Source organism: Stenotrophomonas sp. STEN030, assembly GCF_056759995.1.
This window is the reverse complement of sequence record NZ_JBRREB010000002.1, coordinates 17,764-43,894: the sequence shown is the minus strand read 5'-3', so window position 1 is coordinate 43,894 and position 26,131 is coordinate 17,764. Positions and strand designations below refer to the sequence as shown.

At 64.3% G+C, this 26,131-nt stretch carries 22 protein-coding genes; 14 read left to right on the top strand and 8 right to left on the bottom strand.

Translation table 11 applies throughout. The features are described from left to right. The first annotated feature begins 26 nt into the window (after positions 1–26). The 5 genes from ACVOLR_RS00865 to yeiP all read left to right on the top strand — a co-directional run bounded on the left by ACVOLR_RS00865 (position 27) and on the right by yeiP (position 5,860). Complete coding sequence (locus ACVOLR_RS00865) at positions 27–815, top strand: enoyl-CoA hydratase-related protein (RefSeq protein WP_481534768.1); 789 nt, start codon at positions 27–29, stop codon at positions 813–815. Positions 816–863: 48 nt separating this feature from the next. Next, positions 864–1,757, top strand: coding sequence for a hydroxymethylglutaryl-CoA lyase (locus tag ACVOLR_RS00860; protein WP_481534767.1), 894 nt, complete (start codon positions 864–866; stop codon positions 1,755–1,757). Continuing rightward, complete coding sequence (locus ACVOLR_RS00855; protein WP_481534766.1) at positions 1,754–4,339, top strand: sensor domain-containing protein; 2,586 nt, start codon at positions 1,754–1,756, stop codon at positions 4,337–4,339. The genes ACVOLR_RS00860 and ACVOLR_RS00855 overlap by 4 nt, the downstream gene beginning before the upstream one ends. Positions 4,340–4,404: 65 nt before the next feature. After that, positions 4,405–5,175: an SDR family NAD(P)-dependent oxidoreductase gene (locus ACVOLR_RS00850; protein WP_481534765.1), complete on the top strand. Its 771-nt coding sequence runs from the start codon at positions 4,405–4,407 to the stop codon at positions 5,173–5,175. 118 nt (positions 5,176–5,293) lie between these two features. Next, positions 5,294–5,860: an elongation factor P-like protein YeiP gene (yeiP, locus tag ACVOLR_RS00845; protein WP_062167704.1), complete on the top strand. Its 567-nt coding sequence runs from the start codon at positions 5,294–5,296 to the stop codon at positions 5,858–5,860. Positions 5,861–5,999: 139 nt separating this feature from the next. Here yeiP and ACVOLR_RS00840 read toward each other — a convergent pair whose 3' ends face one another. From ACVOLR_RS00840 to ACVOLR_RS00820, 5 genes are all read right to left on the bottom strand, one after another. After that, positions 6,000–7,151, bottom strand: coding sequence for a two-component system sensor histidine kinase NtrB (locus tag ACVOLR_RS00840; protein WP_481534764.1), 1,152 nt, complete (start codon positions 7,149–7,151; stop codon positions 6,000–6,002). After that, complete coding sequence (locus tag ACVOLR_RS00835; protein ID WP_481534839.1) at positions 7,148–9,016, bottom strand: DUF7844 domain-containing protein; 1,869 nt, start codon at positions 9,014–9,016, stop codon at positions 7,148–7,150. The genes ACVOLR_RS00840 and ACVOLR_RS00835 overlap by 4 nt, the downstream gene beginning before the upstream one ends. A gap of 14 nt (positions 9,017–9,030) precedes the next feature. Beyond that, positions 9,031–9,330, bottom strand: coding sequence for a DUF2388 domain-containing protein (locus ACVOLR_RS00830; protein WP_481534763.1), 300 nt, complete (start codon positions 9,328–9,330; stop codon positions 9,031–9,033). Between the two features lie 93 nt (positions 9,331–9,423). Beyond that, on the bottom strand, positions 9,424–12,552 hold the full coding sequence (locus ACVOLR_RS00825) for a multidrug efflux RND transporter permease subunit (RefSeq protein WP_481534762.1): 3,129 nt from the start codon (positions 12,550–12,552) through the stop codon (positions 9,424–9,426). A gap of 9 nt (positions 12,553–12,561) precedes the next feature. Continuing rightward, positions 12,562–13,659: an efflux RND transporter periplasmic adaptor subunit gene (locus ACVOLR_RS00820; RefSeq protein WP_481534761.1), complete on the bottom strand. Its 1,098-nt coding sequence runs from the start codon at positions 13,657–13,659 to the stop codon at positions 12,562–12,564. A gap of 176 nt (positions 13,660–13,835) precedes the next feature. On the opposite strand from ACVOLR_RS00820, the gene ACVOLR_RS00815 reads away from it, so the two are divergent. Next, on the top strand, positions 13,836–14,582 hold the full coding sequence (locus ACVOLR_RS00815) for a response regulator (protein WP_481529853.1): 747 nt from the start codon (positions 13,836–13,838) through the stop codon (positions 14,580–14,582). Beyond that, entirely contained in the window at positions 14,582–15,652 is a 1,071-nt protein-coding gene (locus ACVOLR_RS00810) for an ATP-binding protein (RefSeq protein WP_481534760.1), read from the top strand. Before ACVOLR_RS00815 ends, ACVOLR_RS00810 begins: the two co-directional genes overlap by 1 nt. Positions 15,653–15,689: 37 nt before the next feature. On the opposite strand, the gene ACVOLR_RS00805 is transcribed toward ACVOLR_RS00810, so the two are convergent. Next, entirely contained in the window at positions 15,690–17,078 is a 1,389-nt protein-coding gene (locus ACVOLR_RS00805; protein ID WP_481534759.1) for an FAD-binding oxidoreductase, read from the bottom strand. 203 nt (positions 17,079–17,281) lie between these two features. On the opposite strand from ACVOLR_RS00805, the gene serA reads away from it, so the two are divergent. After that, positions 17,282–18,523 (top strand): phosphoglycerate dehydrogenase, encoded by a 1,242-nt coding sequence (gene serA, locus ACVOLR_RS00800; RefSeq protein ID WP_481514673.1) that lies wholly within the window; start codon positions 17,282–17,284, stop codon positions 18,521–18,523. A 288-nt stretch (positions 18,524–18,811) separates the two neighbouring features. Here serA and ACVOLR_RS00795 read toward each other — a convergent pair whose 3' ends face one another. Beyond that, positions 18,812–19,357, bottom strand: a complete 546-nt coding sequence (locus ACVOLR_RS00795; protein ID WP_481534758.1) for an NUDIX hydrolase — start codon at positions 19,355–19,357, stop codon at positions 18,812–18,814. A gap of 189 nt (positions 19,358–19,546) precedes the next feature. Here ACVOLR_RS00795 and ACVOLR_RS00790 point away from each other — a divergent pair, with 189 nt between their 5' ends. Together ACVOLR_RS00790 and ACVOLR_RS00785 are read left to right on the top strand one after the other, a co-directional pair. Further along, positions 19,547–21,022 (top strand): amino acid permease, encoded by a 1,476-nt coding sequence (locus tag ACVOLR_RS00790; RefSeq protein WP_481534757.1) that lies wholly within the window; start codon positions 19,547–19,549, stop codon positions 21,020–21,022. A 78-nt stretch (positions 21,023–21,100) separates the two neighbouring features. Then, positions 21,101–22,546 (top strand): amino acid permease, encoded by a 1,446-nt coding sequence (locus ACVOLR_RS00785; RefSeq protein ID WP_481534756.1) that lies wholly within the window; start codon positions 21,101–21,103, stop codon positions 22,544–22,546. A gap of 104 nt (positions 22,547–22,650) precedes the next feature. On the opposite strand, the gene ACVOLR_RS00780 is transcribed toward ACVOLR_RS00785, so the two are convergent. After that, positions 22,651–23,043, bottom strand: coding sequence for a hypothetical protein (locus ACVOLR_RS00780; protein WP_481534755.1), 393 nt, complete (start codon positions 23,041–23,043; stop codon positions 22,651–22,653). Positions 23,044–23,290: 247 nt separating this feature from the next. On the opposite strand from ACVOLR_RS00780, the gene ACVOLR_RS00775 reads away from it, so the two are divergent. The 4 genes from ACVOLR_RS00775 (at position 23,291) to ACVOLR_RS00760 (ending at position 26,011) form a co-directional block, all read left to right on the top strand. Next, positions 23,291–23,938 carry a methylthioribulose 1-phosphate dehydratase gene (locus ACVOLR_RS00775; RefSeq protein ID WP_481529848.1) on the top strand — a complete coding sequence of 216 codons (648 nt, stop codon included), beginning with the start codon at positions 23,291–23,293 and terminating at the stop codon, positions 23,936–23,938. 28 nt (positions 23,939–23,966) lie between these two features. After that, complete coding sequence (locus tag ACVOLR_RS00770) at positions 23,967–24,521, top strand: 1,2-dihydroxy-3-keto-5-methylthiopentene dioxygenase (protein ID WP_481534754.1); 555 nt, start codon at positions 23,967–23,969, stop codon at positions 24,519–24,521. A gap of 134 nt (positions 24,522–24,655) precedes the next feature. Then, positions 24,656–25,354: an acireductone synthase gene (gene mtnC / locus ACVOLR_RS00765; protein WP_481534753.1), complete on the top strand. Its 699-nt coding sequence runs from the start codon at positions 24,656–24,658 to the stop codon at positions 25,352–25,354. A 147-nt stretch (positions 25,355–25,501) separates the two neighbouring features. Beyond that, on the top strand, positions 25,502–26,011 hold the full coding sequence (locus ACVOLR_RS00760) for an MgtC/SapB family protein (RefSeq protein WP_481534752.1): 510 nt from the start codon (positions 25,502–25,504) through the stop codon (positions 26,009–26,011). Positions 26,012–26,131: the final 120 nt, after the last annotated feature.

Here is a 26,131-nt window from a genome sequence, read left to right as displayed (position 1 = left end):
GATTACCATTTAGACAGGCATTACCTATGAGCGATGCATTGCTCGTGCAGCAGCAAGGCGCGGTAGCGATCCTTTCCATGAACCGGCCGGACCTGCACAACGCCTTCGACGCGGCGCTGATCCAGTCCTTGACCGAGACCCTGTCCAGCCTGGGTGCCGACCCGGCCGTTCGTGCGGTGGTACTAGCAAGTACCGGCCCCTCCTTCTCGGCCGGTGCCGACCTGCAGTGGATGCGTTCCATGGCCAGTGCCAGTCAGGAGGAGAACCGCACCGACTCGCTGGCGCTGGCACGGCTGATGCGCACCCTGGATGAGCTACCCAAGCCGACCATCGCCCGCGTACAAGGGGCCGCCTTCGGTGGCGGCGTCGGCCTGGTCGCCTGCTGCGATATCGCCATCGCTGCCGAAGGCGCACGCTTTGGGCTGACCGAAAGCCGGCTCGGCCTGCTGCCGGCGGTGATCTCGCCCTATGTGATCGCCGCGATCGGCCCGCGCCAGGCACGGCGTTGGTTTGCCACCGGCGAGCACTTCGACGCCACTACCGCGCAGCAGATCGGTCTGGTCCACCAAGTCGTGGCCGCTGACGCGTTGGATGCCGCCGTGCAGACCCAGCTCAATCTGCTGGGCAAGGCCGGCCCGGTTGCGTCCGCATCGGCCAAGGTACTGGTCCGCGAGGTCCATGCTGCGCTGGCTGACCGCGACGGGCTGGACCGTGCCAATGCCGGCTTGATCGCTGCCCTGCGCGCCTCCGATGAAGGCCGCGAAGGGCTGACCGCCTTCCTTGAGAAGCGCCCTCCCCGTTGGGCCTCGCAGTAATCTGCGCTCCAGTCCAAGCCGCGCCCTCCTCCAGCCAAAGACCGCTCCATGAATGATTTCGTCCGTATCGTCGAAGTAGGCCCGCGTGATGGCCTGCAGAATGAGAAGCAGCAGGTCGCCACCGCCGACAAGATCGAATTGATCGACCGCCTCTCGGCCACCGGCCTGCGCAGCATCGAAGCCACCAGCTTCGTCAGCCCCAACTGGGTGCCCCAGCTGGCCGATGCCGCCGAGGTGTTTACCGGCATCCAGCGCAAGCCCGGTGTCAGCTACCCGGTGCTGGTGCCCAACGAACAGGGTTACGAACGTGCCTTGGCGGTAGGCGTCACCGAAGTTGCCGTGTTCACTGCCGCCTCCGAGCAGTTCAACCGCACCAATACAAATGCCGGCATTGATGAGTCGCTGCAACGCTTCGAACCGATCCTGGCGCGGGCCAAGGCCGATGGCATACGGGTGCGCGGCTATGTGTCCACGGTCTTGGGCTGCCCCTATCAGGGCGAAGTACCGCTGGCCGATGTGGTGCGCGTTGCCGGCCGCCTGCACGCCATGGGCTGTTATGAAATATCACTGGGCGACACCATTGGTGTCGGTACCCCGCTCAAGGCCCGCGCGATGCTGCAGGCCGTGGCCGCGGAATTGCCGATAGAGGCCCTGGCCGTGCACTTCCACGATACCTATGGGCAGGCATTGGCCAATATCGCCAGCTGCCTGGAAGAAGGCGTGCGGGTGGTTGATTCGGCCGTAGCTGGCACCGGCGGCTGCCCCTATGCACGCGGCGCTAGTGGTAATGTCGCCAGCGAAGATGTTATTTACATGCTGCACGGCATGGGGATGCGTACCGGCGTGGATCTGCCGGCGCTGGCCGCTACGGGGAACTGGCTCGCAGAACGACTGGGCCGGCAGACAGGCAGCAAGACAGGAAGGGCATTGACAGTGTCATGACCGGAACCAGCCAGCTTGGAGTATCTGACGACGGCGATCACCGCGCCGCGCATGTCGACGCGCTGGCTGGACTTGAACAAGCACTGCTACAACCCTTGCCATTGAGCCTGCAGCAGGCCTTGCTCGCTGCACGCTCGGCCTTGACCGAGGCCATGGCCGAGCGGCGGCTGGCACAACGTCGCTACGCCGCCCTGTTCAATGCGGTACCCGACCCGGTCAGCATTCTCAGCGCCACCGGCGTGGTGCTGGACGTCAACAGCGCCGGTGTCCGCGCCTATGGGCGCACCCGCGAAGAGATCGTCGGCCAGCCCATTGAGCTGCTCAACCCCGACCTGCCGGCTGACCATCTTGAGCCGGTCTGGGAAACCCTCAATCGTGGCGAAACCTATGTGGTGGAAGTCACCAACATGCGCGGTGACGGCAGCCGCTTCCCGGTGGAGGTGCACTCGGCCACCATCGAGCATGACGATGCGCATTGCATCGTCGCTGTTGCCCGCGACCTGAGCCGACGCTGGCAGGCTGAAACCCGTTACCGCCTGCTGCTGGAGTCCATCGACAAAGGCGTGATGCTGTTCGACCGCCAGCTGGGCATCATTTCCGCCAATCCCGCCGCACACCGCATTTTCAACCTCGGCAGTGTTGCCCCGGCCAAGGTGCCGCTGCACAGCGATGAGTGGATCAGCGTTGACGAACACGGTCGCCGGCTGCGGCCCGAGCAGTGGCCGGTCACCCGTTCCTTTGCCGAAGGCAGGACCATCCCCAGCACCATCATCGGCCTGTACCACCGGCCCAATGGCCGGATGATCTGGATCTCGATCACCACGGTGCCGGTGTTTTCGGCCGGCTGCGATCTGCCCGACCATGTATTTTCCCTGTTCAGTGACATCACCGAACTCAAGCGCGACCACGCCCTGTTCGACCGCGCCCAATCGCTGGCGCATATCGGCGGCTGGGAGTGGGACCGGGGCCAGCAACGCCTTTACCTGACTGGTGAAGCACAGCGCATCCTCGGCCAACAGTCGCCCCCCACCGATCTGGAACAACTGCTGGCCTGTCTGAGCAGTCTGTCGCGCCAGCAGCTACGCGATGCGATGGAGCGCGTGGTGGAGCAACGCACCGGCTTCGAGCTGGAACTGCAGGGCCAACGTGCCAGCGGCCACAGCTTCTGGATCAGGATGATCGGCGAGGTGGAGCTTGGAGATCTGGCCTCAACCCGTATTGCAGGGACCCTGCAGGACATCACCGAGCCCAAGCACGCCGAGCAGACCCTCAAGAATCAGGCCCGCACCGACCCGCTGACCGGCATCATGAACCGCGATGCCGCCCTTACCGATCTGGAAGCCCGCCTGAGCAATCCCTCGCACGCCGAGGTCGCTGTGCTCTACATCGATCTGGACCGTTTCAAGACCGTCAACGATGTGCTTGGCCACAACGCCGGCGACCTGCTGCTGATCGAAGCCACCCGCCGCATTGCCGATGCGATCGGCACCGAGGGCCTGTTGGCCCGCTTCGGCGGTGATGAATTCGTGGTCACCTGCGACGCCCGCGAGCTGCCCGGCCGACCGGAAAAGCTGGCCGAAGCAATCACCCGCGCGTTCGTCCCTCCGTTCCAGTTCGGCAAGGACGAATTCCCGGTCACCACCAGCATTGGTATTGCCCGCGCCCCCAAGGACGGCGTGCGCCCGCAGCAGCTGATCCAGAACGCCGATCTGGCCATGTACGAATGCAAGCGCCGCGAGCGCAATGGCTGGCAGCTGTTCTCGCCCGAACTGGCCCGGCGCCAACGCGACCGCCTGCAGATCGAGCGGCGCCTGCGCAAGGCACTGGATCGCGACGAGTTCCGGCTGGTCTACCAGCCGCAGGTGGATCTGCGCAGCGGTCAGATCATCGCCTGCGAAGCATTGATCCGCTGGCGCAACCGCCAGCTTGGCGAGCTGCGCCCAGACATCTTCATCAGCCACGCCGAGAACACCGGCGACATCGTCCGCATCGGCGAATGGGTGCTGCACCAGGCCTGCCGGCAGATCCGCGAATGGCAGCGCGAAGGGCTGGGCATGATGCGGGTGGCGATCAACGTCTCCTACCGCCAGTTCAGTGGCGATCGTCTGGCCCGCCAGGTGCGCGAGGTTCTTGATCACTACAGCCTGCCGGGCAGCGCGCTGGAGCTGGAGTTCACCGAGCGGGTGCTGATCGAAGACGCCCCGGCGACTTTGCGCACCTTCGCCGAGCTGCGTGCCATGGGCGTGGTGCTGACCATCGACGACTTCGGCGAGGGCTATAGCGCACTCAATTATCTGCGTACCCTGCCCATCCACGGCCTCAAGCTCAGCCAGCTGTTCATCAGTGGTGTGCCCGGCAACCCTTCCGATGTTGCCGTCTGCGAGGCGGTCTGTGGCATCGCCCGCAGCCTCGGCTTGGGGCTGGTAGCCGAAGGCATCGAATCCGAAGCGCAACGCCAGTTCCTGCTGGAACTGGGGGTGCCGGTTGGCCAGGGCTTCCTGTTCGCCCCCGGCTTGTCGCCAATGGACTTCAGCCGACGCCTGCCCATGGCTGACATGGCAGGCCCGGTGCCGCAGGTCTGATCACGCCAACTAGGCACCGATCGGCATCAGCTAGAATCGGCGGATCACCCAGCAGGATTGTTCCAATGCAGCTGTCTTCCGTTCGTGCCGTCATCACCGGCGGTGTCTCTGGTCTTGGCCTCGGTGTCGCTCAGTTCCTGGTTGCCAATGGCGGCAAGGTCGCCCTGTTCGACCTCAATGATGAAAAGGGCGCCGCAGCGGTCGCCGAACTGGGCGCCGACAATGCCCGCTACTTCACCACCAATGTCACCGACGAAGCCGGCGTGGCCGCCAATCTGGCTGTCGCGCGTGAGTTCCTGGGCGGCTTGAACGTAGTGATGAACTGCGCCGGTATCCTCGGTGCCGGCCGCGTGCTCGGCCGCGAAGCAGCGATGCCGCTGGCCAACTTCCAGAGCACGGTAATGGTCAACCTGGTCGGCAGCTTCAATGTCGCCAAGGCCGGCGCCGAGCTGATGCAGCACAACGAAGCCAATGCCGATGGCGAGCGCGGCGTGATCATCAACACCGCCTCGGTGGCCGCCTATGAAGGCCAGATCGGCCAGGCCGCCTATTCCGCCTCCAAGGGCGGCGTGGTCGGCATGACCCTGCCGATGGCGCGCGAGCTCTCACGCTTCGGCATCCGCGTGCTGACCATTGCCCCCGGCGTGTTCTGGACCCCGATGGTCGACGGCATGCCGCCGAACGTGCAGGAATCGCTGGCCGCCTCCATCCCGTTCCCGTCGCGTCTGGGCCAGCCGGCCGATTTCGCCAGCCTGGTCGGCCACATCATTGGCAATACCTACCTCAACGGTGAGACTATTCGCCTCGACGGCGCCGTACGTTTGGCACCGAAGTGACTCCGGAGCGGGGCTTGGGGATTCGGGACGGCGCGAAAGTGCCGCCCGATCAACCCCGGGACCCGCTTCTGGTTTTGCGAATAACCCATCCCGATTCCCTGATACCAGCGCTCAATCCATGAAAGCCAACGACATCAAGAAAGGCAACGTCGTCGAGTACAACAACGGCGTCTACCAGATCCGCGACATCGAGCGCAGCTCACCGCAGGGCCGTGGCGGCAACGTCCGCTTCCGTTTCATCATGTACAGCGTACCGGGCGGCAACAAGCTCGATGCCAGCTTCGATGCCGATGACAACCTGCCGGAAGTCGAGCTGCTGCGTCGCCAGTCCACCTTCTCGTACATGGATGGCGACGCCTTCGTGTTCATGGATGACGAGGACTACACCCCGTATACGCTGGACGCGGACGTGATCGGCGACGACGCGGGCTACATCACCGAAGGCCTGACCGGTATCTTCGTGCAGGTCATCGACGACCAGCCGGTTGCGATCCAGCTGCCGCAGCACGTGACCCTGGAAGTGGTGGAGACCCCGCCGGAACTGAAGGGCGGCACCGCCACCAAGCGCCCGAAGCCGGCCAAGCTCAGCACCGGCCTGGAAATCATGGTGCCGGAGTACATCGTCAACGGCGAACGCATCCTGGTGAACACCACCACCGGTGAGTTCGGCGGCCGCGCTGATTGATTGACTGCAGCCTCCCGCCAAATGGTGGGAGGCTGTAATGGCTGGTTTGTGGGAGCGGCGTAAGCCGCGAAGCTGGCTATCCGTAACGACGCCGGTTTTCTGAGGATCTCAGGGTCTGTAGCCCTGTCGGCTTCGCGGCTTACGCCGCTCCCACAGTCCCAGCAGCCCCAGCCTCGATGACGACCGGGAAATACAGCGACACCGCTGCCCCGCCCAGCGCCGACGTGCCGATTGTGGCCGTGCCGCCCGACTGCGCCGCAAAGCCATACACCTGGCTCAGCCCCAAGCCGCTGCCATCACCCACGCTCTTGGTGGTGAAGAACGGCTCGAACACGCTCTCCTGGATCTCGGCCTGGATGCCCGGCCCGCTGTCGCCAACGCAGATGCAGACAAACTGCCCGGCCTCACCCGCGCCCGACGGCACGATGATGCTTTCAAGCCGTGCCGACAACAGCACCTTGCCGACACCGTGCATGGCATCGCGACTATTGCTCAGCAGATTCAACAGCGCCGCTTCCAGCTGACCAATGTCCACCGAAATCGGCGGCAGCTGCTCGGCAATACTCACGTTCAACTGGATGGTCTCGCCACAGACGCGGCGATAGAGCTCCAGTGACGCATTGAGCAGATCATCCACCTGGCTCAGCTGCGGCACCAGCGTCTGCCCGCGCCCGAACGCCAGCATCTGCCGGGTCAACTGGGTGCCACGCCCGACGGCGCGATGGGCGATGTCCAGAATGCGGCGCACGCTCTCGTCGCCGGAGCGGCGCAGCGACAGCATGTCCAGGCTGTTGCCGATCACCGACAGCAGGTTGTTGAAGTCATGCGACAGGCCCAAGGTCAGCTTGCCCACCGCGTCCAGACGCTGCGCGCGCAGGGCGACCTCCTGTGCCTCGCGCACCCGCTTCTGGGTCTGGAATGCCTCGGTGACATCACGGATCAAGACCAGCACCCGTACCCCACCCTGGTCGGCTACCCGCTCCAATATCATCGATGCGCGGAAACGCCCCCCGTCCTTGCGCACCATCGCCAGGCTGAGCTGGTCGCTGCCCTGCTGCAGCGTGCGCGCAACTGCCTGCTGTGCTGCGCCGCGCTGCGTATCGGCAGCGCTGAACAACTTCGAGAACGGCAGTCCGCGGACTTCTTCGCAGGGATAGCCAAACACCGTTGCCACCCCGGCATTGCAGCCGAGCACCTGACCATCAGGATCAAGCCGGAGAATCGCGCAGGAGCGCAGCTTCAACACATCCTCGGCCATCGCATCGGCCGTCTGCTGCTCAGTACCAATCAACCGCGCTCTCCTGAAAACCGACCCGGACGCCGCTCATCGAGCATCGCCGCCTCCCCTGCTTGCGTACCGTACCCTAAACGCAGCCTCTGCCGCAGGTACAGCAGGTTCGCTTCGATCTGCTCCATCCGCGCGCGCTGCGCTCCGGGCAAGCCGGCCAAGGCAGCCTCGCGCAGGCCCTGCCATTGTTGCTGGGCAAGCCCCGCCCCAGCGGCAGCCTCGGCGCGCAAACGCGCCTGTTCATCCGCATCGGGAATGCCATAGCCCTGACCCGGCCCCAACAGGCTACCCGGAGCCAGCAACGCAGCAGACCGTTCCATCAGCGCCTGGAAGTCCGCCATTTCCGGCAGCCGCTTGCCGCCGGCAAGCAGACTGCGCTTGAGCACATCAGCTGCAGCCACCTCCCCCCGTCGCCACGCGGCCTGCTCCAGCAGCAACATGGCCGCCAGCACCTGATCATCGGCTTGCTGCATCCACGTCCGCCGTTGTGCGGGCGGCAGAGCCAACCATGCCTTCACGTCCTTGGCCGGCAACGGCAGGGCTTTGCGGGCGACCTCGAACACCAGCGCGTAGTGGGCCGCCGCCGACTCGAAGTAATAGCCACCACGCAGCGCCTGTGCACGATCACGTGGCGGATCGGCTAGTGCTTCGGCGCGCAGGCTGCGCAGCAAGCCGGTCGGAGTGATCGACAGCAGCTCGGCCGTGCCCAGCCGCGGCGCGCCGTCGCCCAGCAGCTTGCCGGTTTCCACCGCGCAGTTGTTACTGATGAAGTAGTAGCGCCCGTCGTAATCCCAGTGCAGCCGCGCCGCCTGCTGCAGCACCGCGTTGATCTCATCACGCTGCAGGCGCAGTGGTGTGGATGACACCCCGCGCAGTTCGACCTTGGTGTATTCCTCGATCACCCGGCTCAGCGGCAACACGAACAAGCGCGACGGATAGGACCCGGTCAGGCCGCGCCAGCTGGATATCTGCACATCGCCGACGAAGGCGCGGAACGACAGCACCAGGTGGTATTGCAGATCCATCCGGCAGGCCGGGCCAGGTGTACGCCCGGGCGCACACACCACCAGCCGCAACATGCTGTGGCCCCAGCGGCTCATCAGCTTCTCATTGCCTTCGGCCAGCAGGTAGTCGATTTCGTAGACCCGCGCCGGGTCGAGAGCAAGCAGATCAGCCTGGCCTTCCTGCTCGCCGGCCTGCATGAACGGCATTGTCTGCGGGCACGGCACCAGGTCCAGTTGCCGCGGCGCGCCTAGATTCTCGCCAAACCAGGCGTGCAGAAGCGGACGCCGACAAGCGTAGTCCGGGTCCAGCAGATAGTGCTCGAGGTTTACCGCGAAGAACTCAGCGGGGCTTTCCAGTTCGTAGCGATCCGGGCTGCGCAAACTGAAGTGGTTGCGGCCACGGCCCGGCCACAATGGGCGCTGCTGCCAACCGGCCAGATCCAGAAAACGTGATTGACCTGACCAGCCGCGCTTGGCGGACCGGTCCAGCGCATGTCCCAGCTCATGGATCAGCGCAGCTCGTGCCTGACGCCAGGCCTGGGCGGAGCTGGCAGAGGATGCAGGACCACCCTGCAACAACAGCGGCAGCAGGCGCTTGTCCAAGCCAAGCTCACGCCCGCGCGCCCTGCCCTGCACATGCTCGGGCAAGTCGTCACGCCAGCGTAGCTGCAGCGTCAAGGCGCCGCTGCCCTCGATACCGGCGGGAATCCGCGCCAGTACATCGTCGATCAGTTGCTGGCTGGCCAGTAGCTGCGCCGAATCCAGCGCCGGCACAGTTGCCTGCAGCTCGATGCGCACTGCCGCCTGCAAGGGCGCGCTGACGCAGAGCAGCAGCAACACCGCCAGCCACCGCGCGGGCGGCAGCCGGCGGAAGTTCGTCACAGGGCCAGGATCTTCCGGGCCAAGGCCATGTCGCTGGCATCGCGCGCGGCAGCATCACGCTCGCGCAGCTGGATCAGGGCCGCTTCCAGCCATGCGCCACGGATCTCGCCATTGCTGGCAACAAAACCAGCCGCGTCTTCGCGTGCATCCAGCAACACCTTGTCATCGCCCGAAGAGCTGCCCGACGAATTGGACGATGCGCCCGATGCGGAGCCGGCCGACGTACCTGCAAAGCTGGAGGCGAATGCCGTCATCGGCAGGGCAATCAAGGCGCAGAACAGGATCTTACGGATCATCGGCAGGTCAACATCGGGTGTGAAGGACGCCAAGAGTAACCACCGCCGCCGTTGGTTGGAACCTGCAACCGGCCTGCCCGCCTGATCCGTTCATCATCCCCCGCCTGCAGGACTCCTGCGCAAACCCGGCAGACGCTGGCGCAACCAGCGCCAACTGCCATCCACCACGACATAGAACACCGGCACGAAGAACACCGCCAGCACCGTTGCCGTCACCATCCCGCCAAACACGCCGGTACCAATGGCCTGCTGGGTTTCCCGCGACGCGCCCTGCGCCAGCATCAACGGCACCACACCCAGTGCGAACGCCATCGACGTCATCAGGATCGGCCGCAGACGCAGCCGTGCGGCCCGCAGTGCGGCCTGCGCCGCAGTCATCCCCTGCTGCTGCAACTGCCGTGCGTATTCCACGATCAGGATCGCATTCTTCGCCGACAGGCCGATCACCGTGATCATGCCGACCTTGAAGAAAACATCATTGGGCATGCCACGCAGCAACACCGCCGCCACCGCACCCAGCAGGCCGAGCGGCACCACCAGCATCACCGCCATCGGTATCGACCAACTCTCGTACAGGGCGGCCAGCACCAGGAAGACCACCAGCATCGATATCAGCAGCAGCCAAGGAGCCTGTGACCCGGACGTTTTCTCCTGCAGCGACTGGCTGGTCCATTGCAGGGCAAAACCCGGCGGCAACTGCGCCGCAAGCCGCTCCATCTCGGCCATGGCCTGACCGGTGGAGACGCCTTCGGCTGGCGCACCCGAGACATTCAATGCAGGAAAGCCAAGGTAGCGCTGCAGCTGCAATGGCGACTCCTCCCACTGCGGGCTGACCAGCTCCGCAAGTGCAACCATGCCGCCCTGCGCATTGCGCACGTATAGACGCAACACATCCTCGACCTCCATCCGGAATGGTGCATCCGCCTGCAGGATCACCTGTTGCAGACGCCCCGCATTGGGAAAGTCATTGACGTACTGCGAGCCCATCGCCACCGACAAAGTACTGCTGATGTCGGCAAAGCCGACGCCCATCGCCTCGGCCTTGGCGCGATCTATCTGCAGCCGCACGCTGTTGCCCGATGGCAGGCCATCGGCGTGCACCTCGCCCAGCAACGGGCTGGCCTGAGCCAACGCCAACAATTGCTTCTGAGCGGCGCGCAGCTGCAGCTGGGTCTGGCCACTGCGGGCCTGCAGCGCCAGACTGAAGCCGGAGGAGTTACCGAGGCTGTCGATGGCCGGCGGCATCACGCTGATCACCTCACCCTCGCTGCTGGCCGCCATCGCCTCCAAGGTCGCTGCCACCTCACCGGCAGCGGTCGCCCCGCCGCGCTCGCCCCAGTCCTTGAGCATGGTGTACGCCATGGCGGCACTGGGACCCGAACCGGCAAAGCTATAACCAGTGATGACCTGATTGGCGGCGATGCCCGGTCGCGACGCGATATGTGCCTCATAGTCCTGGACCACGGCCAGGGTGCGCTCGGCGGTCGCCTCGGCAGGCAGCTGGATCGAGGTTATGAAGTAGCCCTGATCCTCCTCGGGCAAGAAGGCGCCCGGCAGCCATTGCAGGCCAAGCAACAGCACCAGCAGCAAGCCGGCGAACACTCCCATGACCCGTCCACCGCGACGCAGCACCGCGGCCACGCTGCGGTGATAGCGCCCACTCATGCGCGCGAATCCGCGATTGAATGCTGCGAACACACGCCCGCGCGGCCGCTCGTGCGCGACCGGCCGTAGCAGGGTTGCGCACAGTGCCGGGGTCAGGCTCAACGCCAGCAGCGCCGAGATCAGGATCGCCACCGCCATCGACACGGTGAACTGGCGATAGATCGCGCCCACCGAGCCACTGGCAAACGCCATCGGAATGAACACTGCGGTCAGCACCAGGGTGATGCCAACCACCGCACTGGTCAGCTCACGCATGGCCTTGATCGTGGCCTCGCGCGGCGCCAGCCCCTGCTCGGCCATGATCCGCTCAACGCCTTCGACCACCACGATCGCATCGTCGACGATGATGCCAATGGCCAGCACCATGCCGAACATGGTCAGCACATTGATAGAGAAGCCCAACGCCAGCATCACTGCGAAGGTGCCCAGCAGCGCAATCGGCGCGACCAGCGCCGGCACCAGGGTGTAACGCCAGTCCTGCAGGAACAGGAACATCACCGCGAACACCAGCAGCATAGCTTCCAGCAGGGTCTGCAACACCTTCTGGATGGAGATCTTCACGAACGGCGCGGTATCGAACGGAATGCTGGCTTCCACGCCGACCGGCAGCAGCGACTGCAACTCGGCCATGCGCGCTCGCACCGCCGAAGACGTGCTCACCGCATTTGCGCCCGGACGCAGCTGGATGCCTGCGGCAGTTGCTACCTGGCCGTCCTCGCGGGTACCCCATGCATAGCTCTGCGCGCCGATCTCCACCCGCGCCACGTCACCCAGCAACACCCGCGAGCCATCAGCACCGGCACGCAGCACAATCGCCGCGAACTGCGCCGGCGTCGTCAGCTGGCCATCGGCGACCAAGGGCACGGTAATGCGCTGCCCAGCCACGCTGGGCGAGTCGCCGATACGGCCCGGGGCGATGTTCTGATTCTGCTGCTCGATGGCGGCGACCACATCGCCGATGGTGAGCTCATAACCGGCTAATGTGGATGGGTCCAGCCAGATGCGCATGGCCTGCTCGGCACCGAACAACTGGACGCGGCCGACCCCGTCGATACGGCGCAGCTCCTCGATGATGTTGCGCGCCATGAAGTCGCCCAACTGCGCTTCGTCCACGCTGCCATCGGGCGACTTCAGCCCGACAAGCATCAAGAAACCGGAACCAGCCGCCTCCACGAACACGCCGTTCTGGCGCACGCTGGCAGGCAACCGCGGCTCGATCGCCTTGATCCGGTTCTGTACGTCGACCTGCGCCAATTCCGGATTGGTGCCCGGAGCGAAGGTGGCGGTGATGGAGGCCTCACCGGAAGTATCCACCGACGATTGGAAGTACAGCAGGTGTTTGACGCTGGACAGCTCGCGCTCGATCAAGCCAACAACCGAGTCATCCAGGGTCTGCGGACTGGCACCGGGATAGCTGGCATAGATGCTGACACTGGTCGGCGCCACCGACGGATAGCGTTCCACCGCAAGCTGCGGAATCGCCAGTACGCCGGCCAGCACGATGAAGATCGCCAGCACCCAGGCGAATACCGGGCGATCAATGAAGAAACGAGCCATGGCTTACCTTCAGTGGTTACTGGATGCAACGGTGGCCTTGCCCTGCGCGGACAGCGGCTGCCAAGGCGAGGTTTCGACCAGGCGCCCTTCCTGCAGACGTTCCTGACCTTCAACCACCACTCGCTCGCCGACCTTCAGGCCGCTGCGCACGATCCACTGCCGGTCCACGCTGCCGTCGATTTCGATGGTGCGGATGATGGCCTTGCCGTCACCACCGATCACCCAGGCATAAGCCTGACCACCGGCACTGCGCAGCACCGCCTGCTGCGGCAGTAGCGGCAGCTGGCTGGCCGCGCCACGCGGCACCCGCGCACGCACGAACATGCCCGGCAACAGCTCGCGACGAGGATTGTCGACCAGCACCCGCAACACCACATCGCCAGTACGCGCGTCGACATTGATGCCCGAGAACAACAGCTGCCCTGGTTGCTCATGAACCTGACCATTGGCGCCGATGATCGCCACCGAAAGCGCGCTGCCATCGACCACACCCTTGCGCATTTCTGGCAACTGCGAGGCTGGCTGGCGCACATCGACATAGACCTGGTCGATCTGCTGCACCAGCGCCATCGGCTCGCTGTCGGCGGAGTTCACCAAGGCGCCTTCGGTCACCATTGCCTGATCGATACGACCGTCAATGGGCGCGCTGACCGTGGCATAGCGCAGATCCAGTTGGCGCCTTGCCAGGATTGCCCTGGCCTCGGCCACCGCGGCACGCGCCTGCTCGTATTCGAACGTCGCGTCATCGCGATTCTGCTGGCTCACCGCCTGCGCGGCGGCCAGCGCCTGCAGGCGCTGCGCCTGCACCCGGCTGCGCGCCAGTGCCGCCTCGCTGCGCTGCAATGCCGCCAGCGCTGAGTCGACATCCGCACGGAATGCCGCCGGATCGATCTGGAACAGCGCCTGCCCGGCAGCAACTTCGGCACCCTGCTCGAACAGGCGCTTGCGCACGATGCCGCCTACCTGCGCGCGGATCTGCGCGGTGCGCAGCGCAGACACCCGCCCCTGCAGCTCGTCATCGCGCTGCACGCGTTGTGCGGCAACGGTCAGCACGCTGACCTTGGCTACCGCTTGCGGAGGTGCTTCAGGGGAGGAGCAGGCCGTCATGGCCAAAACCAGAGCCGCACACACGGCCGTCGTAATCCGTCGAATGGTCATCGCTACACGTGGTACTGGAAAGCCTGCAGGAACGCAGGCGCGCAGTGTGCGGGCCGATGATGGGGTTTCGATGGAGGGAATGTGGAGATAGCATGGAGGCCAGAACCTTTCGGTCCCACCCGGCAATGACTGCACACCTACCCGCCGCCGCGATGGCGCAATGGGACCGCTCCCATGATGCACTTGTCCTGATCGTCGAGGACGAAACCGAGATCGCCGACATCATTGCTGCCTATTTGGAGCGGGAGAAGCTGCGCGTTGTGCGCGCCGCCGACGGCCGCACAGCACTTGAGCTGCACCGCAGTGCCCGCCCCGATCTGGTGCTGCTGGATGTCCAGCTACCCGGCATCGATGGTTGGGGCGTGCTGTCGCAGCTGCGCCAGAGCAGCGATACGCCGATCATCATGCTGACCGCACTGGATCAGGATCTGGACAAGCTCACCGCCTTGCGGATGGGCGCAGACGACTACGTGGTCAAGCCATTCAACCCGGCCGAAGTTGCCGCGCGGGTACGTGCGGTACTGCGCCGCACCCTGCGTGCAGCGCCGCGACAGGCCGCCGCATCATTGCGCGCAGGGCCATTGCTGATCGATCCGCAAACCCATTGCGTGCACGTCGAGGGCGAAGGCTATAGCCACGAGCTGTTGCTCACCCTGACCGAGTTCAAGTTGCTGCACTGCATGGCACTGGCACCTACCCGCATCTTCAGCCGCAGCGAACTCATGCACCAATGCCTGCCCGAGAGCGAGGCACTGGAACGCACCGTCGACAGCCATGTCAGCAAGTTGCGGCGCAAGCTCGATGACGTAGGCGTGGCCAACATGCCGGCCAGTGTGCGCGGTGTCGGCTACCGCCTGGCGGCGGATCGCTGATGCGCCGCCTCGGTCTCAATCGACACATCACCGTGTCGATGTCGCTGATGGTGGTCAGTGTCATCGTGATCACGATCCTGTCTTCCTGCATGCTGTGGGCGATTCTGGTCGAGTTCTTTCCAGCCAGCGCAGTGGAACAACCAGAAGGCTGGCTGCCGACGGGTCCTGAGCTGGCCTGGATGGCGAGTGTCACCGTGGTCGGTTTGGCCTTGGCATTGGCCACATCGATCCGCCTCACCCGACGCATCGTGTCCCCGCTCAACACCTTGATGGAGTCGGTGCGCGCGCTCGCCGATGGTGACCTGGGCGTACGTGCCAGCGCCAGCGACGATGCGCTGGATGAGGTTGCCTTGCTGGTCGAGGACTTCAACACCATGGCCGCACGCCTGCAGCACATGGACCGCGAACGCACGCTGTGGCACGCGGCGATCGCACATGAACTGCGCACGCCGCTGACCATCCTGCGCGGCCGTTTGCAGGGCTTGGCGGATGGCGTGTTCCAGCCGGACGAAGCGCAGTTCCGCAGCCTGCTATCGCAGGTGGAAGGCCTGTCGCGACTGATCGAGGACCTGCGCGTGCTTGGGCTGGCCGGCAACGGCAGGCTCGACGTACGACGTGCGCCAACCGATGTGGTGCAGGAAGTGCATTCGGTGATGACCATGGTTGATCCCGCTTTCCGCAGCGCCGGTTCCGTGCTGGAGCTGAAAACCCACCGCGACGAACACCTGGCGTATTGCGACCCGACCCGACTGCGTCAGGCCCTGCTCGCCCTGCTGGAGAACGCGCGCCGTTATGCCAGCCCAGGACGGGTGCGGATTTCAATCCAGGACGGCAAGGACCACGTGCAGCTGGCCATCGAGGACAACGGCCCGGGCATCGAGGCGAACCTGCAGCCGCATGTCTTCGATCCGTTCATGCGCGGCGATGGCTCGCGCTCGCGCCAAGGTGGCGGCAGCGGGCTCGGCCTGGCGGTGGTCAAGGCGATCGCCGATGCCCACGGCGGCCATGTGTCCTGCAGCAGCGGCGCCGAGGGCGGCAGCCGCTTCGTGCTGGAACTACCGCGCGAGTAGTCCAGCGTTCAACGAGGCAAGCGTGTCCGCCGTCCGCTCAGGGATCGAACAGCTTGCCCGGGTTCAACAACCAGTTCGGGTCGAACGCGCGCTTGACCCCGCGCATCAAGGCGACTTCGGCCTCGCTACGGGTGCTGGAGAGATAGGCCTTCTTGACCAGGCCAATACCATGCTCGGCCGAGATGCTGCCATCAAACCGCAACAGCACCTGCGCCAGCAGCTTGGTCACATGCTCGCACTGGCTGAGGAACTCAGCGTCGCTGGTGTCATCGGGTTTGAGCACATTGATGTGCAGGTTGCCGTCGCCGATATGTCCGAACCACACCACTTCAAAGTGCGGATAGGCGCCATTGATCAGCGCCTGGGTTTCGGCCAGGAACGCCGGCATCGCCGAGATCCGCACCGAAACATCGTTCTTGTACGGCTTGTAGCGCGCCACCGACTCGGTGATGCCTTCGCGCAGACGCCACAGCTGCTGCGCCTGTGCCTCGCTGGTGCTGATCACACCATCCAGCACCCAGCCCTGCTCCATGCAGTGCTCAAACGCAGCCAGCGCGGCCGCTTCGCCGGCCTCATCGGCCGAGGCGTATTCGGTCACCACGTAGTAAGGGTGAATCTCGTCAAACGGATACTGCGCGCCGTGCGCGGTGACGTGCTTGACCGCCAGGTCGGTGAAGAACTCGAAGGCCTCCAGCTGCAAGCGCTCGCGGAAGGCGGAGAACACCTGCATCAACACTTCAAACGAGGGCAGCGCCAACACCATCACATTGGTGGTCGGCGGTGGATCGGTCAGCTTCAGCGTCGCCTCGACCACGATGCCGAGCGTGCCTTCTGAGCCGATCATCAGCTGGCGGAAGTCGTAGCCGCTGGAATTCTTGATCAAGCCCTTGTTGAGCTCCAGCAGTTCGCCATTACCGGCAACCACCTTGAGCCCGGCAATCCACTCGCGGGTATTGCCGTAACGGATCACGCGGATGCCGCCAGCATTGGTGGCGATATTGCCGCCGATGGAACAGGAGCCACGCGCGGCGAAATCCACCGGGTAGATCAGCCCATGTTCCTTGGCGGTGTTGTGCACCGCTTCCAGCGGCATGCCGGCCTGCACTACCAAGGTGCGATCCACCGCGTCGAAGCCCAGCGGCTTGTTCATGCGCTCCAGGCTCAGTACCAGCTCGCCGTTGGCGGCAACCGCGCCGCCGGACAGGCCGGTACGGCCGCCCGATGGCACCACGGCCACATTGTGCTGATTGGCCCAGCGCACTACCGCCTGCACTTCTTCGACGTTGCCCGGCAAGGCGATGGCCAACGGGGCCGGCGTCCAGCGCCGGGTCCAATCGCGCCCGTAGTGCTCCAGATCGCCCGGCTCGGTCTTCAGACGCAGGTCGGGGCAGGACTGCAACAGGGATTCCAGGCGCGGATCGGTCATGGCGGTGCTTCGGCGACGTGAAAGCCGCCAAGCGTGACACCGGCATGGCGTCGCGTCCAGTCTGAGCCCCGGCAATTGACGTCAACCCTGGATTTCAGATGAAACCTCTTGCCATCAAGGCTTTGCGGCATTGCGCAGCGCACAAAAGCGGGCGCGGTTCTGGCATAGTTGACGGCCCACCCCTCTATGCCGCCGTTCACGACATGTCGCCCAAGAAGACCTCGTTTCCGAAGCAGGACATCCGCGTTTTGTTGCTTGAGGGGGTCAGCCAGACCGCCGTGGACGTCTTCAAGGCGGCCGGTTACTCGCAGATCGAGCTGCACAGCAAGTCGCTGCCCGAGGACGAACTGAAGGCGCGCATCGCCGAAGCACATATCGTCGGCATCCGCTCACGCACCCATCTCAGCGCCGAGGTGCTGGCCGAAGCCAAGCGCCTGATCGCGGTCGGCTGCTTCTGCATCGGCACCAACCAGGTCGACCTGGAAGCGGCCGAGCTGGCCGGTATTCCGGTGTTCAACGCGCCCTACTCCAACACCCGCTCGGTCGCCGAGCTGGTGATTGCCGAGGCGATCATGTTGACCCGCGGCATTCCGCAGAAGAACGCCGAATGCCATCGCGGCGGCTGGTCGAAGTCGGCCGCCGGCAGCCACGAAGTGCGCGGCAAGACGCTGGGCATCATCGGTTACGGCCATATCGGCACCCAGGTAGGCGTGCTGGCCGAGGCGCTGGGCATGCACGTGATTTTCCACGACATCGAAACCAAGCTGTCGTTGGGCAATGCGCACCCAGCCATCAGCCTGGACGACCTGCTGAAGCGCTCGGACGTGGTCACCCTGCACGTGCCGGAGAACGCCTCCACGCAGTGGATGATGGGCGCTGAGCAACTGGGCAAGATGAAGAAGGGTGCGCACCTGATCAATGCAGCGCGCGGCACCGTGGTTGATATCGACGCGCTGGACGCGGCATTGGCTTCGGGCCACCTCGGTGGCGCTGCCGTGGACGTGTTCCCGGTCGAGCCCAAGGGCAATGGCGACCTGTTCGAATCGCCGTTGACCGCGCATGACAACGTGATCCTGACCCCGCACGTCGGCGGCTCCACGCTGGAAGCGCAGGAAAACATTGGCGTGGAAGTGGCGGCCAAGCTGGTGCGTTACAGCGACAACGGCTCGACCCTGTCTGCGGTCAACTTCCCGGAAGTAACCCTGCCGGAGCACGAGCAGAGCCTGCGCCTGCTGCACATCCACCGCAACGTGCCGGGCGTGCTGTCCAAGATCAACGAGATCTTCTCGCGTCACAACCTCAACATCGACGGCCAGTTCCTGCGCACCGACCCCAAGGTCGGTTATGTGGTGATCGACATCACCGCCAGCGAAGAACAGGCTGCTGCGATCCGCGAAGAGCTGGCGACGATCCAGGGCACCCTGCGTACCCGCATCCTGTACTGACAAGCCGCCCCCACCTCTCTCCTGCGCGGGAGAGGGGACTGTAGTGCCGAGCCATGCTCGGCAGGGCCTTCCCGGTAGCACCCCCAGCGGAATGATGGATGCTCAGATTGCAGGAAATTCCTGCCATCGAGCCATGCCTGCTTCGCGGCTGACGCCGCTCCTACAAGACCACCAGCGGTTCTGTGGGAGCGGCGTAAGCCGCGAAGCTGATGGACACTCAGATTGCAGGCATTGCCAGCGATCAAGCATTGCCTGCTTCGCGGCTGACGCCGCTCCTACATGCCCCTTCTATCTCTGCAGCCACCGGTTTGCCATCCGCCGCATGGATTCGTCTTCCTCGCTGGCGATCTCGGTTACCGGCCGCCACGCCAGCTCCAGCGACTCCTCGCTGACCACGAACGCCTCGTTGCTACCGGCAACGACCACATAGCGCACGTCGTAGTGCCAATGACCAGGAACATCCTTGCGCTCAGGAATCCAATGCCGATCCAGATCAAAAATCTCAGCCGACGCCAAGGTCAGGCCAGACAGGCCGGACTCCTCTTCGGCCTCGCGCAGCGCTACCGCGGCAAGATCGTGGTCGCCATCGGCATGCCCGCCCAACTGTAACCAGCGTTGCAGCTTGCGGTGATGGGTGAGCAGCGCGCGCCGGCCATCGGCGCTGACCAGCCAGGCGCTACCAGTGAAGTGCCCGGCCAGCCGCTCGCGGGTGAATGGGTCCACCCCGCCTTCATCAAGCAAGGCCAGGAATTCCCGCGCCACCTCCTCGTGCTCCGGATGCCGCCGGGAATAGCCCTCAAATGCCTGTAGCAACTGCTGATCCTGTCCAAGCATGACTGTAAGCACATCCCATCTTTTCGATCCGGCGGTCATTATCGCTGTCGATGTTGCAGTTGCGCTTGTCGAGTTTCGCTAGCTTTGGCAAGGTAGAGTGGTTGCCGACCGTTCAGCTTGCGTCGCCATACAAATCGGTCCCGTCGCCTCAGCGCGTTCGGGCCAATACACAGCTCGGGAATTTGCGGAATGCTTAAAGCACTGTTGAGGGTCAAGCCGGTCGAACCGGCCGCACATGTTGATGCCGGTGAGCCGGTCGAAGGCAGCCTGCAAGGCGAAGCCACACTCAAGCGCACCCTCACAGCCAAGCATCTGATCCTGCTAGGCATCGGTGCGGTGATCGGCGCGGGCATCTTCGTGCTGACCGGCCAGGCCGCGGCCAACCACGCTGGGCCGGCGGTGATGCTGTCCTTCGTCTTCGCCGGCATCGCCTGCGCGCTGGCCGGCCTGTGTTACGCCGAGTTCGCGGCGATGATGCCGGTCTCCGGCAGCGCCTACTCCTATTCGTACGCCACTTTGGGCGAAGGCATGGCCTGGTTCATCGGCTGGTGCCTGGTACTGGAATACCTGTTCGCTTCGGCCTCGGTAGCGGTCGGTTGGTCGGCCTATCTGATCAGCTTCATCACCACCACGCTGCACATGCCCTTCCCCGATGCCTTGTCGGCGGCGCCGCTGGCCTGGACCGGCAGCGAGTTCGTCAACTCCGGCAAGCTGTTCAACCTGCCTGCGGTGCTGATCGTGGCGGCCATCACCGGCCTGCTCTACGTCGGCGTTACCCAGTCCACCCTAGTCAATGCCATCATCGTGGCGATCAAGGTCATCGTGATCTGCCTGTTCGTCGGCTTCGGCATCCAGTACATCGACCCGGCAAACTGGCACCCGTTCATCCCGGAAAACACCGGCACCTTCGGTGAATTTGGCTGGAGTGGCGTGTTCCGTGCCGCCACCATCGTGTTCTTCGCCTATATCGGCTTCGATGCGGTCTCCACCGCCGCCGGCGAAACCAAGGACCCGCAGAAGAACATGCCGATCGGCCTGCTCGGCTCGTTGGCCATCTGCACCATCGTCTACATCGTCGTCTGCGCCGTGTTGACCGGCATGCTGCCGTACAACCTGCTGGGCACCGACAAGCCGGTGGCCACCGCGCTGGAAGCCTACCCGACCCTGTCCTGGCTGAAGACCGCAGTCGAGATCGGCGCCATCGCCGGCCTGTCCTCGGTGGTGCTGGTGATGATGATGGGTCAGTCGCGCATCGCCTACACCATCTCCCGCGACGGCCTGCTGCCGAAGATGTTCGGCAAGGTCCATCCGCGCTTCCGCACCCCGTACGTCAGCACCGTGGTAGTCGGCGTGCTGGCCGCCCTGCTGGCCGGTCTGGTGCCGTTGAACGTGCTGGGCGAGCTGGTGTCGATGGGCACCCTGTTGGCCTTCGCCACGGTCTGCATCGGCGTGCTGGTGCTGCGTCGTACCAAGCCCGACATCGTGCGCCCGTTCAAGGTGCCGGCCGCATGGCTGATCTGCCCGCTGGGCGCGCTCGCTTGCCTGGCGCTGTTCATGCAGGCCTTCGTTGTGCATTGGCACCTGTTCGTTGGCTGGACGCTGCTGGGACTGTGTATCTATTTCGGCTACGGCATCCGCAACAGCAAGCTGAACAAGCAAGCCTGATCTACCCCCTGACCGGCGCCCCGCGCGCCGGTTTTCTTTTGCGCGCCCGCCGCGCACCGATGAGCGAAGACCCGAAACATGTTCAAGCAACTCTGGGCCACCAAACATCCGCACGCCGCACATGAGGAAGCCAATGGCCTGAGCCTGCGCCGAACCCTTGGGCCCTGGGGGCTCACTGCATTGGGCATCGGTGCGGTGATCGGCGGCGGTATTTTCGTCATCACTGGCCAGGCCGCGGCCAACCATGCCGGCCCGGCAATCATGCTGTCCTTCGTGCTGGCGGCCATCTGCTGCGCCTTCTGTGCGCTGGCCTATGCCGAGTTCGCCTCGATGGTGCCGGTCTCCGGCAGCGCCTATACCTACACCTACGCGACCTTTGGCGAGCTGTCGGCCTGGTTCATCGGCTGGATGCTGGTGCTGGAGTACGGCGTCTCGGCTTCGGCAGTGGCGGTCAGCTGGACCGGTTACTTCCTCAGCTTCCTCAACCATTTCGACATCCACCTGCCAGCGGCGCTGGTCAGCGCCCCGCTGGACGCCCAGCTCAAGCCCACCGGTGCCATTGCCAACATCCCAGCGGCCATCCTGGTACTGCTGCTGACCTGGCTGTGCTACGTCGGCATCAGCAAGTCCTCGGCGATGAACATGGCCATGGTGGTGCTCAAGACCGGCCTGATCATCCTGGTGATCGTTGCCGGCTGGAAGTACGTGGACACCAGCAACTGGACTCCGTTCATTCCGGCCAACGAAGGCCCCGGCAAGTACGGCTTTGAAGGCGTACTGCGCGGCGCGGCAATGGTGTTCTTCGCCTATATCGGCTTTGAAGCGGTGTCGGTGGCGGCACAGGAATCGCACCGCCCGCAGCGCGACCTGCCGATCGGCATGTTGTTGTCGCTGGTGATCTGCACCGTGCTGTACATCGCAATGGCTGCGGTGATGACCGGTCTGGTGCCATATCAGCTGCTGGGCACCGCCGAGCCGGTGGTCACCGCCGTTGCCGCGCACCCGCAGCTGGATTGGCTGCGCATCATCGTCGAAGTCGGCGCGCTGATCGGCCTGGCCTCAGTGGTGCTGGTGATGGTGATCGGCCAGCCGCGCATCTTCATGATCATGGGCCGCGACGGCCTGCTGCCGCCGGTATTCACCAAGATCCACCCCAAGTACCGCACCCCGCACATCAATACCGTCATCACCGGTATCGGCATCGCCCTGCTGGCGGCATTGTTCCCGCTGGATATCCTCGGTGAACTGACCTCGATGGGCACGCTGATCGCCTTTGCCGCGGTCTGCGCCGGCGTGCTGGTCCTGCGCCGCACCCAGCCGGACCTGCCGCGCCCGTTCCGCATCCCGATGGCCTGGTTGATCTGCAGCCTGGGCGTGCTCAGCTGCATCGCCCTGTTGACCGCGATGACCCTGCACAACTGGATGCTGATGGGTGTCTGGACGGCAACCGGCTTCATCATCTATTTCCTTTATGGCGTGCGTCACAGCAAATTGAACGCAGCCAACAAGGCCGGCAAGAACTGATCCTTACCCATGCCCCGGGTCAATGCACCCGGGGCATGCCGTCCCATGCGCTTGCAGGCGGACGGCCGGTGATTCCGGTTATCGCATGCCGCATGGCAACGTCATCAGTGCCGCCAGAACCAGTCAGATTTCAGGGTCCAGCCCTGTCTGCTCATACAGGCCGTGTACTCTTGGTCCCGGTCGTACTCGTTTACGTCCAGCACGTAGGTCTCGATTTCCTGGTGCTCGACATTATTTATCTTGCGTTTCTCGTCATCGCACTTTTCGCCGGCGCCCCGGCAAGGTTCTTCGCGATTTACATAGATCGTGCGGTAAGCGACTTCGTTCTTGATCGGAAACTGTAGCCGTCCCTTGCTACGACACAGCGACGATGCGTCACTGAAAGGTGGCGCGCCAGGGTTTGGATACCACATGCTGGTGCACCCACTTAGCAGAGACGCAGCAAAAGCCGCCATCGCAACAACGGTATAACGCCGTGATGATGCATTTCCTTCCATGTCACCCCCTGATCAAAGCTTCACCCCGATTCTGTTGCAGTCGCATTTCGCCTGTCCATACCACGACGCACGGCCAGCTCAGGGAAATGCCACTTGTCTCGATCCAAATGATGAACCATGACTGTCCGGACTAAACGTATAGCCAACTGGCCTCATCCCGAGAGGGAATATGGCTCCAGTAGTCCCGACGGAACGCCAACGGCCGACAAACTCCCCGGCGCTGGCAAGGACACGTAAAATGCTGTCCATGAACGCGCCTACCGTCCCCTATGACGCCCAGCGACTGAGCGAACTGGCTCAGCTGCTGATCGACAACATCCGTGAGCTGGCCCACGCCGGCTGGACACCTGCCACCAGCAGCAACTTCTCGCACCGGCTGGACGACCAGCATGCGGCCATCACCGTGTCCGGCAAGGACAAGGGGCGGCTGATCGAAAGCGACATCATGGTGGTGGATTTCGACGGCAAGGCCGTGGGCCGCCCGCTGCGCCCGTCCGCTGAGACCCAACTGCACACCCAGCTCTATGCCCGCTTCCCGGAAATCGGCTGCGTGTTGCATACCCATTCGCCGGTGCAGACCATCGCCTCACGTCTGTACGGCAGCGACGGTCATATCCGCCTGGAGGGCTATGAGCTGCTCAAGGCCCTGCATGGCAACACCACCCACGAGACCGCCGTCGACCTGAAGGTGTTCCCCAACACCCAGGACATGGATGTACTGGCCGCCCAGGTTGAGGCCGAACTCGACAAGGGGCCGATGTGGGGCTACCTGATCGACGGCCATGGCCTGTATGCCTGGGGCCGCGACATGGGCGAAGCCCGTCGCCACCTGGAGGCGTTCGAGTTCCTGCTGCATTGCGAACTGGAGCTGCGCCGCCTGCGCGGCCACGCCTGATCCTTCTTCCTACTACGTCGAGTCCCCCATGAGCCGACTGCGCATTTTCAACGAAACCGCCCCTGACGCGCCGCTGTTCGACAGCCGCGACGGCGCCGTCATTGCCGCCGAACTGAACAAGATCGGCGTCACCTTTGAACGCTGGCGGGCCAAGCACCCGGTTACCCCGGGTGCCAGCCAGGAAGAAGTGTTTGCCGCCTACCGCGAGGACATCGACCGCCTGGTCGCCGAGCACGGCTTCAAGAGCGTGGACGTGGCCTCGATCGCACCGGACAACCCGGCCCGCGCCGAGATCCGCAAGAAGTTCCTCGACGAGCACTACCACAAGGAAGACGAAGTCCGTTTCTTCGTCGCCGGCTCGGGCCTGTTCACCCTGCACGTGGGCGACAAGGTCTACGAGGTGGAATGCGTAAAGGACGACCTGATCGCAGTGCCCGACAGCGTCAACCATTGGTTCGACATGGGCGAGGAACCCAGCTTCGCCGCGATCCGCTTCTTTACCGAACCGGACGGCTGGGTCGGCCACTTCACCGGCACCGACATCGCCCAGCGCTTCCCCCGCTACGAGCCCAGCGCGGCCTGAAACGGCTCTGCTCCATAAGCCCCTCTCCCGTTCACGGGAGAGGGGTTGGGGTGAGGGCAGCTCTTAGCCGTTGCACCTCGCTCCTCACCAACCAAGCATCGGCGCCCTTAGAAGCACCATGCAGGAAGACCAGCATGACCATCAAAGCCATCCTCACCGACATCGAGGGCACCACCTCCAGCATCTCCTTCGTCAAGGAAGTGCTGTTCCCGTATGCCCGCAACGCCCTGCCCGGCTTCGTGCAGGCGCACGGCAATGAACCGCAGGTCCGCCAGTGGCTGGACGCGGTGGCTACCGAAATTTCCGCCAGCGCCTGTCAGGACGAGGTCATCGTCGAAACCCTGCAGGGCTGGATCGACCAGGACCGCAAGCACACCGCGCTCAAGGCGCTGCAAGGCATGCTCTGGGACGTGGGCTACCGCAGCGGCGACTACACCGCCCACCTGTACCCGGAAGTGGCCGATGTACTACGCGGCTGGCAGGCCAGCGGCCTGCCGTTGTACGTGTATTCCTCTGGTTCGGTGCCGGCGCAGAAGCTGTTCTTCGGCTTCAGCGACGCAGGTGATCTCAACGACCTGTTCTCCGGCAACTTCGACACCGAAGTCGGCGGCAAGCGCGAGGCGCCTAGCTACGCGCATATCGCCAAGGCCATCAACATCGATCCGTCTGAAATCCTGTTCCTGTCCGACGTGGTCGAAGAACTGGACGCCGCGCGCGAGGCCGGCTTGCAGACGGTACTGGTCGACCGACTGAGCGACTACCCGCAGCCGCGCAGCGGTGAAGCCACCCACGGTCACACCCGGGTCGAGCGCTTCGACCAGATCGTGCTTTGATCACCTGAGCTGCAATCCGCACCACGACGGCCCCTGACGGGGCCGTTTTTGTATCCTCGGCATCACCCCCGGTAAAGGAAAACCAACGCACGATCAGCCTTCAACGGCCCGCCCACCGATCACGCCAGCAACAAAGGACGCCATCGTATGAGCATCGCTGCAGAAATCGGCCAGGCACTGGCCGCCGAGTTTGCCATTCCCGACGTCGGCACCCTGACCGTCATCGTCTCGCGGCTGGCCACAGCCATCGTGCTCGGCGGCCTGCTCGGCCTGGAGCGGGAGCGCAAAGGGCGCGCAGCCGGCTTGAAGACCCATATTCTGGTCTCGGCAGGTTCGGCGCTGTTCGTATTGGCGCCCTTGCAGATGGGCATTTCGGGCGCCGATGTCACCCGGGTGATGCAGGGCATCGTCTCCGGCATCGGCTTCCTTGGCGCTGGCGCCATCCTCAAGCTCGACAGCGAAGAGCGTATCCAGGGCCTGACTACCGCCGCCGGCATCTGGATGACGGCGGCCATTGGCATGGCTGCAGGCATGGGCATGGAGATGGTGGCTTTCATCACCACGCTTGCGGCGCTGGCAGTGGTCAGCACCTTGCCGAGATTGATGCCGGACAAGCGCAGGAATGTTGACGGCAGCGAGGCCGATCACGACACCTGACCAAACTGGCATCGAGCTCTGCTTTTTGTGGGAGCGGCGTCAGCCGCGAAGCAAGCACATCATCAGATGCCAAGATGCCAAGAGGCTGAGCACCCCAGCTTCGCGGCTCACGCCGCTCCC

What these genes read in the sequence shown, in the direction of transcription:
- ACVOLR_RS00865 (WP_481534768.1), top strand. Translation starts at nt 27, where the DNA reads ATGAGCGATGCATTGCTCGTGCAGCAGCAAGGCGCGGTAGCGATCCTT.
- ACVOLR_RS00860 (WP_481534767.1), top strand. Translation starts at nt 864, where the DNA reads ATGAATGATTTCGTCCGTATCGTCGAAGTAGGCCCGCGTGATGGCCTG.
- ACVOLR_RS00855 (WP_481534766.1), top strand. Translation starts at nt 1,754, where the DNA reads ATGACCGGAACCAGCCAGCTTGGAGTATCTGACGACGGCGATCACCGC.
- ACVOLR_RS00850 (WP_481534765.1), top strand. Translation starts at nt 4,405, where the DNA reads ATGCAGCTGTCTTCCGTTCGTGCCGTCATCACCGGCGGTGTCTCTGGT.
- yeiP (WP_062167704.1), top strand. Translation starts at nt 5,294, where the DNA reads ATGAAAGCCAACGACATCAAGAAAGGCAACGTCGTCGAGTACAACAAC.
- ACVOLR_RS00830 (WP_481534763.1), bottom strand. Translation starts at nt 9,330, where the DNA reads ATGATCCGTAAGATCCTGTTCTGCGCCTTGATTGCCCTGCCGATGACG.
- ACVOLR_RS00825 (WP_481534762.1), bottom strand. Translation starts at nt 12,552, where the DNA reads ATGGCTCGTTTCTTCATTGATCGCCCGGTATTCGCCTGGGTGCTGGCG.
- ACVOLR_RS00820 (WP_481534761.1), bottom strand. Translation starts at nt 13,659, where the DNA reads ATGACGGCCTGCTCCTCCCCTGAAGCACCTCCGCAAGCGGTAGCCAAG.
- ACVOLR_RS00815 (WP_481529853.1), top strand. Translation starts at nt 13,836, where the DNA reads ATGACTGCACACCTACCCGCCGCCGCGATGGCGCAATGGGACCGCTCC.
- ACVOLR_RS00810 (WP_481534760.1), top strand. Translation starts at nt 14,582, where the DNA reads ATGCGCCGCCTCGGTCTCAATCGACACATCACCGTGTCGATGTCGCTG.
- ACVOLR_RS00805 (WP_481534759.1), bottom strand. Translation starts at nt 17,078, where the DNA reads ATGACCGATCCGCGCCTGGAATCCCTGTTGCAGTCCTGCCCCGACCTG.
- serA (WP_481514673.1), top strand. Translation starts at nt 17,282, where the DNA reads ATGTCGCCCAAGAAGACCTCGTTTCCGAAGCAGGACATCCGCGTTTTG.
- ACVOLR_RS00795 (WP_481534758.1), bottom strand. Translation starts at nt 19,357, where the DNA reads ATGCTTGGACAGGATCAGCAGTTGCTACAGGCATTTGAGGGCTATTCC.
- ACVOLR_RS00790 (WP_481534757.1), top strand. Translation starts at nt 19,547, where the DNA reads ATGCTTAAAGCACTGTTGAGGGTCAAGCCGGTCGAACCGGCCGCACAT.
- ACVOLR_RS00785 (WP_481534756.1), top strand. Translation starts at nt 21,101, where the DNA reads ATGTTCAAGCAACTCTGGGCCACCAAACATCCGCACGCCGCACATGAG.
- ACVOLR_RS00780 (WP_481534755.1), bottom strand. Translation starts at nt 23,043, where the DNA reads ATGGAAGGAAATGCATCATCACGGCGTTATACCGTTGTTGCGATGGCG.
- ACVOLR_RS00775 (WP_481529848.1), top strand. Translation starts at nt 23,291, where the DNA reads ATGAACGCGCCTACCGTCCCCTATGACGCCCAGCGACTGAGCGAACTG.
- ACVOLR_RS00770 (WP_481534754.1), top strand. Translation starts at nt 23,967, where the DNA reads ATGAGCCGACTGCGCATTTTCAACGAAACCGCCCCTGACGCGCCGCTG.
- mtnC (WP_481534753.1), top strand. Translation starts at nt 24,656, where the DNA reads ATGACCATCAAAGCCATCCTCACCGACATCGAGGGCACCACCTCCAGC.
- ACVOLR_RS00760 (WP_481534752.1), top strand. Translation starts at nt 25,502, where the DNA reads ATGAGCATCGCTGCAGAAATCGGCCAGGCACTGGCCGCCGAGTTTGCC.